A 6945-nucleotide genomic window follows, 5' to 3' on the forward strand; every position below is an offset into this window, starting at 1 on the left:
TAGGGCACCGCCTTTCGTCAGGTGAACGGGGTTACTTGAGTGCCATCGGGGTGACGGGTGATCCGACCGAGCCGGTGATCTTGAGGCCGGGGGCGCACAGGAGGAACTCCCAGACGCCGTCCTGGGCGCAGTCGGCGGCGAGCGCCTCGAAGTCCCACATCTCGCCGAGGGTGAGGCCCATGTCCCGGATCGCGACCTGGTGGAACGGGGCGTAGGTGCCCTCGACCGGCGACGGGTAGACCTCGACGGCCCAGTTGTCCACGGCTACGGCGGCGACCTCGACGTCGTGCAGCCAGCGCAGGGTGTCCAGGCCGAGGCCGGCCTCGGCCTCGCCCATGTACCGGTCGCGGTCGCCCTCGGCGAACCACCGGTGCCACCCGGTGCGGACGCAGAGGATGTCACCGGACTCCACGTGCACGCCCTGGCGCTCCTCGGCCGCCGAGAGGTCGGCGGCCGTGATCTCGTAGGAATCCGGGAGCCGGTCGACGCCCTTGAGCGCGGCGATGTCCAGGAGCACCCCGCGCGAGATCGGGCGTCCGGCCACCTTGTCGAAGGAGTCCCTGGAAGCGCCCGTGAAGTTGTTCACCGCGGCGGCCGGCACGTTGTTGTAGAAGTGCCCGTCGTATCCCATGTGGGCGAGACCGTCCCACTGGGTGGCCGCCTGAAGGCTCATCACCACCAGGTCGTCGGTGCCGAACATGCCATCGGGGGCACCGGCGCTGTCCGAGGGCAGCAGGGTCATCATGTGCTGGGGGTTGTCCCGGAAGGTGTTCGGCGTGGCCGGGCCCTCCTTGCCGAAGGACATGCCGAGGTCGAAGGTCTTTCCCGTCCTGACCAGCTGCGCCGCGGCGACGAGTTTGGCGGGTGTGACGAAGTTCAGCGTGCCGATCTCGTCGTCGGCACCCCAACGCCCCCAGTTGCTCAGCTCCTTGCCGAGTGCGTGATGCGGCCAGGTCGTGGTGTCGGTCATGTGTCTCTCCTCAAGGTGTGTACGGATGCGGGCTGTTGTCGTGCCGGAGGGCTCCGGCTGCCCGTGCGGTGGCTTCAGAGCTGGGTGTGGCCGCCGTCGACGACGAGGTCGGAGCCGGTGGTGTAGCGGTTGTCGTCGGCGGCGAGGAACAGCACGGCCGCGGCGATCTCCTCGGGCAGGCCCAGCCGGCGCAGGGGGATCATGGCGGCGAGGGAGGCGCGCAGGGCGTCCGGGTCGTCCTGCGTGTCGATGACGGGGGTGTCGACGGGCCCTGGGCTGACGGTGTTCACCCGGATCCCGCGGTCCTTCAGCTCACTGGCCCAGGTGCGGGCGAAGGAGCGTACGGCGGCCTTGGTGGCGCTGTAGACGGTGCGCTCCGCCGCGCCGTTCAGGTGCCCGGCGGAAGCCATCAGGACGACCGAGCCGTTGTCGTTGAGCAGCGGCAGCGCCTTCTGCACGGTGAAGAACGTGCCCCGGACGTTGACGGAGAAGAGCCGGTCGAAGTGCTCGGGCGTGGCCCGGGCCAGGGTGGACTGCTCGCCGTGACCGGCGTTGGCGACGACGATGTCGACGCCTCCCCGCTCCTCCTCGACCTGCTGCCAGAGCCGGTCGAGATCCTCCAGGCGGGAGATGTCGACCTGTATGGCTGTGACGTGGCCGCCGATCTCGGCCTGGGCCTTGATCAGTTCCTCCGTACCCAGGCCGGTGATGTAGACGTAGGCGCCCTCGGCGACGAACGTCCTCGCGGTCGCCAGACCGATCCCGCTGCTTCCGCCGGTGATGACCGCGGTCTTGCCGTCCAGCTTTCCCATGAGCACCCGACCTTTCGTGTAGCGATCGCTAAAGCGGTGAACGGCTACACTGTAACGACCGCTAAAGCAATCGGGCAACCGGCACCCGTGGCGGAGCCGGACAAGGGAGGAGGGGCCATGCCCAGGGGAGGCAAACGCGCCTTCGACGAGGAGGTCGCACTGGACACGGCCCTGGAGCTGTTCTGGCGCCAGGGCTACGAGGCCACCTCGATCGCCGACCTGACGACGGCGATGGACATCCGGCCGCCCAGCCTGTACGCGGCCTTCGGAAACAAGCAGCAGCTCTTCGTGAAGGTCCTGGACCGCTACGCCCAGGCGCGCTCCCCCTTGTCGCGCGACGCGCTGGCGCAGCCCACGGCACGAGAGGTGGCACTTCGGCTGCTGACCGGCCTGGTCGAGGCGTACACCACGCCGGGCAAGCCTCGTGGCTGCCTGACGGTGCAGGCCGGACTCGCCTCGGGCGAGGACGGCCGCGCGATCGTGGAGGTGCTCAAGGCGGCCCGCAACGACTACCGCAAAGCCGTCCAGGACCGCTTCGAGAAGGCCGTGACGGACGGAGACCTGCCCGCCGGCACCGACTGCAAGGTCCTGGCGCGCTTCCTCATGGCCACCGCCGAGGGTCTCGCCGTCAACGCCGCCGCCGACGCGCCCCGCGAAGAGCTGATGGCCGCCGCCGTCCTTGCGGCCCGCGTGGTGCCGGCCGGCTGACGCGTGGTCGAAGTGCGGGACCGTGCGTTCCTTTCGCTTCGTGACTGAATCGATTCATTAATTGTCCTGGTCAGGGCGCGTGATCGCCGCTCGCTCTTCCCGGCAAGCCAGCAGAAGGCTTCTCCGAGACATGATCGTCCCATCTCGAAACGTTTAAGTAACCCTATTGACTCACATCCCGCCCCCTCATTAGCGTGCGCCGAAACGTTCCAAACCGGCCGAGTGCTGCAGCACCCCCGAGATCCCCCCACGCAGACCTGCCAGGCAGGTTCACTGACAAGAAGGGAACGGGCATGTCTCTCAACAGGTCAGCCACGCGTCGGCAAGTGGTGGGTGCCGCTGCCGCAGCCGTGGTCATCGGTGTGGTGAGCCCGGGGCTCGCCTACGGGTCACCGTCCACGGCCGCGTCCGCCGGAAACGACTGGACGGCGAAGTGGATCGGGCGGGACACCCCGTCGGTGGCGCCCGAGTTGGGCAAGCAGAACCCCGCACCGCTGCTGCGCCGGGTCTTCGCGCTGGGCAAGCGCGTCAAGCAGGCGAGGTTCAACATCGTCGGACTGGGCTACTACGAGGCGTGGATCAACGGCCACCGAGTGGGTGACCAGGTCCTGGATCCGCCGCCGTCGGCCTACGACCAGACCGCGTACTCGCGCTCGTTCGACGTCACGAAGTCGCTGCGCGGCGGGGACAACGCCATCGCCGTCACCCTGGGGCGCGGCTACCTCAGCACCCCGGAGACCACTCCGACGACGCTGTTCGGCCTGTCGAAGGCCCCCTGGACACAGGAGCCCCGGCTGTTGGCGCAGTTGGACATCGTCTTCAGCGACGGCACCAGAAGCCGGGTCGTCAGCGACGGCACCTGGAAGATCACCGACGGGCCCACCCGTGACGCCCTGTACTTCGGTGAGTCGTACGACGCCCGCCTGGCCAAACCAGGTTGGACGAACGCCGCCTACGACGACTCGGCCTGGGAGACCGCACGCGTCCAGCCCGCGCCCACCAAGCAGGTGGTGCCCGCCGACATGCCACCGGTCAAGGTCACCGACACCTTCGGGCCTGTCGGCGTCACGAGGCTCACGACCGGCACCCGGGTCTACGACTTCGGCCGCACCACGGCAGGCTGGGCCCGCATCAAGGTCAGCGGCACGGCCGGAACGACGGTGACCCTCGTCTACGGCGAGCAGCTGAACGACGACGGCACCGTGTTCCAGTCGGCCATGCTCGGCCCCGCCGCCGTCACCCACCGGGATTCCTACACCCTGGGCGGCAAGGGCAAGGACAGGCAGACCTGGGAACCCAGCTTCACCCGGCACGGTTTCCGCTACGTCGAGGTGACCACCTCGGCACCGCTGACCTCGTTCGGGATCGAGGCCCGCGTCGCGCACACCGCGGTGGCGTCGACCGGCCGCTTCGACAGCGCCAACCCGCTGCTGAACAGGATCAACGCCATTCAGCGTGCGTCCCTGCTGGACAACATGTGGGGCATTCCCACCGACACCCCCTGGCGGGACCGGCAGGGCTGGACCGCCGACGCCTACCTCTACCTGGACTCGGCGGCCCTCAACTTCGATGTCGAGGGCCTGTACCGCCAGTGGCTGCGGACGTTCCGGGACTCCCAGCGCGCCGACGGCGCCCTGCCGGTGATCGCACCGAACCCCGGCGGCTTCCCCCTGTGGAACGACCCGTCCTGGTCGGGCACGCTGATCTCCTCCGCCTGGACCCACTACCAGCACTACGGCGACACCGGCGTGCTGTCCGACAACTACCCGGCCATGGCGCGCTGGCTCGACCTGATGCGCACCACCATCGCCGGAACGAACGGTCTGTACACCGGCTTCTCCTTCGGCGACTGGTCACCGCCCGGTGCGGAGAACGCCGCCACCGTGGCCCTCAGGCCGCCGGAGGGCTCCCTGCTGACCGCCAACGCTGACCTCTACCACGAGGCCCGCCTCCTGGCCCGAACCGCGAGGGAACTCGGTCACTCCGGCGACGCCGCCCGGTTCGACACCATGGCCGACGCCCTCGCCGAGAAGTTCAACGAGACGTTCCTCGACGCCGACGCGGGCGTCTACCGGACGCCCGTGGAAGCCGGCTACCGCCAGACCTCCAACCTGGTGGCCCTGGCGTACGGGCTGGTCCCCGCAGAACACCGGGACGCGGTCTTCGCCAACCTGGTCAAGGACATCACCGACCGCGGCGACCACCTGAACACCGGGGCCATCGGCACCAAACTGCTGCTCCCCGTCCTGACCGAGAACGGCCGCGCAGACCTGGCCTACCGGATCGCCACCCAGACCAGCTACCCCAGCTGGGGCTACTGGGTGAAGCAGGGCGCCACCACCTCGTGGGAGACCTGGTCCATGACCAAGAAGGACCTCTCGATGAACCACCCGTTCCTGGGCACAGTGGACGACTGGTTCTACCAGCATCTGGCAGGCATCCAGGCCGCCGCTCCCGGCTACCGCAAGGTGCTCGTCGCACCGGTCGTGCCGGACGGCCTGCGGTACGCCTCGGCCCGGGTGACCACCCCGCGCGGCGAGGTCAGCGCCGGCTGGCGCCAGGAGAAGGGCCGTCTGACCCTCACGGTGAAGGTGCCGGCGGGGACACCGGCCGAGATTCGTGTCCCGCTCCCGGACGGTGCGCGAAGCGTCACCGCGGATCGGGGTGTGCCCCCGGTTCAGCGGAAGGATGGCTACGTCGTCTACCGCGTGCAGGCCGGGACGCACGTGTTCCACGTGTCCTGACCAGGTATCAAGCCCCGAGCCCGCCGACGGGAACGGGTTCGGGGCCCGGCCGGTCCGGTGGATTCAGGTGGACTGGCGGACGATGACCTCTGCCGAAGCAGTGCTCTCCCAGACCGTGCGACCGAGCGGAGTCCGCTCACCGTTCAGTTCCGCCTCCAGCCAGACGGGCAGTCCTGCGAGACTGTCGGAGTCGGTCAAGCGTGCCGTCGTGAGCGCGGGGATCGCCAGTCGGCCTTCCACGGTGTCCTCGGCGCCGATGACCGCCACATCCGATGGGACCCGCAGGCCCAGATCCGAGGCCGCCGCCAATACGGCCAGTCCATGACGGTCATCGGACGCACAGATCGCCGAACCCGACAACCGTTCCAGCGCCGACAGGGCGGCCACCGCCTGTAGCCGGTCGAGAGGCAGCGTGAACACGTCGGGCTGCGGCATCCCCCGCCGCAGGCATTCCTCCCGTACGCCCCCGAGCCGGTGCTCGGCCACCACTCGCCGACTCGAAGGCTCCGGGAACGCGTACCGGACCCGTTCGTACCCGCGCTCCGCCAGATGGGCCACTTGGGAGCGGCCGATCGCCCGCTCCCAAGGCCGGTCCGCCGCCTCCGGATCGGCCTCGACGGCAGGGAACCCGAACACGTGCAGGGCTCCGGCGGCACGCATTTCCTCATGGGTCCGCACGGTCACGAACGCGAACAACGCGACGCCGAAGGGCTGCAACGATCGCACCACCTTCACCGCCTCCGCCTCCTGGCGAAGCGTGTGCGTCACGACGGTGTAGCCGAGATCGGACAGGGCGCCGATGACCGCGCCGTTCCAGCGCTCGCTGACATCCCCCACGAAGGTCGGGTCGAAGACCGCCAGGACGACGTTCGAGTGCCCACGGCGTAGAGCGGTGCCAACGGGGTTGCGCACGTATCCGAGTTCGGAGACCGCCGCGGCCACCCGTTGCTTCGTCTCCTGACTGATCGACTGCGACTCCTTGCCGTTCAGCACATAGCTGACCGTGGCCACGGACACCCCGCTGAGCTTCGCCACGTCGCGGATCGTCGGACGGCGTATCCCGGCATCCACTCGTCCAGCCCCTCTTCTTCGACTCCAGCCAGGCTATGCGTTGCCCAACGCTGCGTGTGCAGAGTGCTCCTTGCGCTTCAGGGCCGACCGACGCCACTCCGGACGTTGACCAGCACGGCTGGGTCCTCGATCCCGCAGACGGCGGCGGCCGGTCGGGGTCGACGAGCGTCGCCCAAGGGTTGCCGGTGAGGCCGGCGGGGCTCGCGTCCGCTTCTGGGCGACCGCAGGCTCACTGCACCATGTTTCCCGGGCTCAACAACCTGATGGCGGCAATGGGTGTGTCGTCGCCACTTACGATGCACCGTCCACCTGATCTGCGTCCCAACGGTCCTCGGTAAAGCGCACTACCGGAGGGCCGCCGGTCGCTTCAAGTCGAGCGGTTTCTGCCGCCCAACAATTCACCTTTTGCGCATGCGACCCAGATGGCATTTGCTGAACATATGAGCCGGGTCACCGAAAGTCGATCTCATCATGCGAGACATGTCAGCGGTGCGAGGTTCGGATTTCCCCCCGAGGCCCTCGAATAGGGCCCGCTGCCTCGACTTAGAACGGCTAACACAATGATCCGAGTTGTCGGTGGGTGATGAGGCAGCAGGCGAGTTTGAGGAACGCTTCGTGGATGTCGGCCCTGCGTTCCCAG

5 protein-coding genes and 1 pseudogene are annotated in these 6945 nt (G+C 68.6%); 2 read left to right on the forward strand and 4 right to left on the reverse strand.

Annotated features, from left to right (window positions below; genetic code table 11):
* Positions 1-31: 31 nt before the first annotated feature.
* The gene (locus tag ACFYXF_RS37660; protein ID WP_389356466.1) at positions 32-970 is read right to left on the reverse strand and encodes a cyclase family protein; all 939 of its coding nucleotides are present in this window, start codon (positions 968-970) and stop codon (positions 32-34) included.
* Positions 971-1044: 74 nt separating this feature from the next.
* Positions 1045-1782 carry an SDR family NAD(P)-dependent oxidoreductase gene (locus tag ACFYXF_RS37665; RefSeq protein WP_389356467.1) on the reverse strand — a complete coding sequence of 246 codons (738 nt, stop codon included), beginning with the start codon at positions 1780-1782 and terminating at the stop codon, positions 1045-1047.
* Between the two features lie 117 nt (positions 1783-1899).
* Here ACFYXF_RS37665 and ACFYXF_RS37670 point away from each other — a divergent pair, with 117 nt between their 5' ends.
* Together ACFYXF_RS37670 and ACFYXF_RS37675 are read left to right on the forward strand one after the other, a co-directional pair.
* On the forward strand, positions 1900-2490 hold the full coding sequence (locus ACFYXF_RS37670) for a TetR/AcrR family transcriptional regulator (protein WP_389356468.1): 591 nt from the start codon (positions 1900-1902) through the stop codon (positions 2488-2490).
* A gap of 293 nt (positions 2491-2783) precedes the next feature.
* Entirely contained in the window at positions 2784-5234 is a 2451-nt protein-coding gene (locus ACFYXF_RS37675) for a family 78 glycoside hydrolase catalytic domain (RefSeq protein ID WP_389356469.1), read from the forward strand.
* Positions 5235-5297: 63 nt separating this feature from the next.
* Here ACFYXF_RS37675 and ACFYXF_RS37680 read toward each other — a convergent pair whose 3' ends face one another.
* Both ACFYXF_RS37680 and ACFYXF_RS37685 read right to left on the reverse strand, forming a co-directional pair.
* Positions 5298-6269, reverse strand: coding sequence for a LacI family DNA-binding transcriptional regulator (locus tag ACFYXF_RS37680; protein WP_389356470.1), 972 nt, complete (start codon positions 6267-6269; stop codon positions 5298-5300).
* Between the two features lie 588 nt (positions 6270-6857).
* A pseudogene (locus ACFYXF_RS37685) lies at positions 6858-6945 on the reverse strand (IS5/IS1182 family transposase); the annotation flags it as partial.

The sequence above is a fragment of the Streptomyces sp. NPDC002680 genome (genome assembly GCF_042889145.1).
GTDB classification, from domain to species: Bacteria; Actinomycetota; Actinomycetes; order Streptomycetales; family Streptomycetaceae; genus Streptomyces; species Streptomyces adonidis.

Coding starts and splice junctions, on each gene's coding strand:
- ACFYXF_RS37660 (WP_389356466.1), bottom strand. CDS start 970: ATGACCGACACCACGACCTGGCCGCATCACGCACTCGGCAAGGAGCTG.
- ACFYXF_RS37665 (WP_389356467.1), bottom strand. CDS start 1,782: ATGGGAAAGCTGGACGGCAAGACCGCGGTCATCACCGGCGGAAGCAGC.
- ACFYXF_RS37670 (WP_389356468.1), top strand. CDS start 1,900: ATGCCCAGGGGAGGCAAACGCGCCTTCGACGAGGAGGTCGCACTGGAC.
- ACFYXF_RS37675 (WP_389356469.1), top strand. CDS start 2,784: ATGTCTCTCAACAGGTCAGCCACGCGTCGGCAAGTGGTGGGTGCCGCT.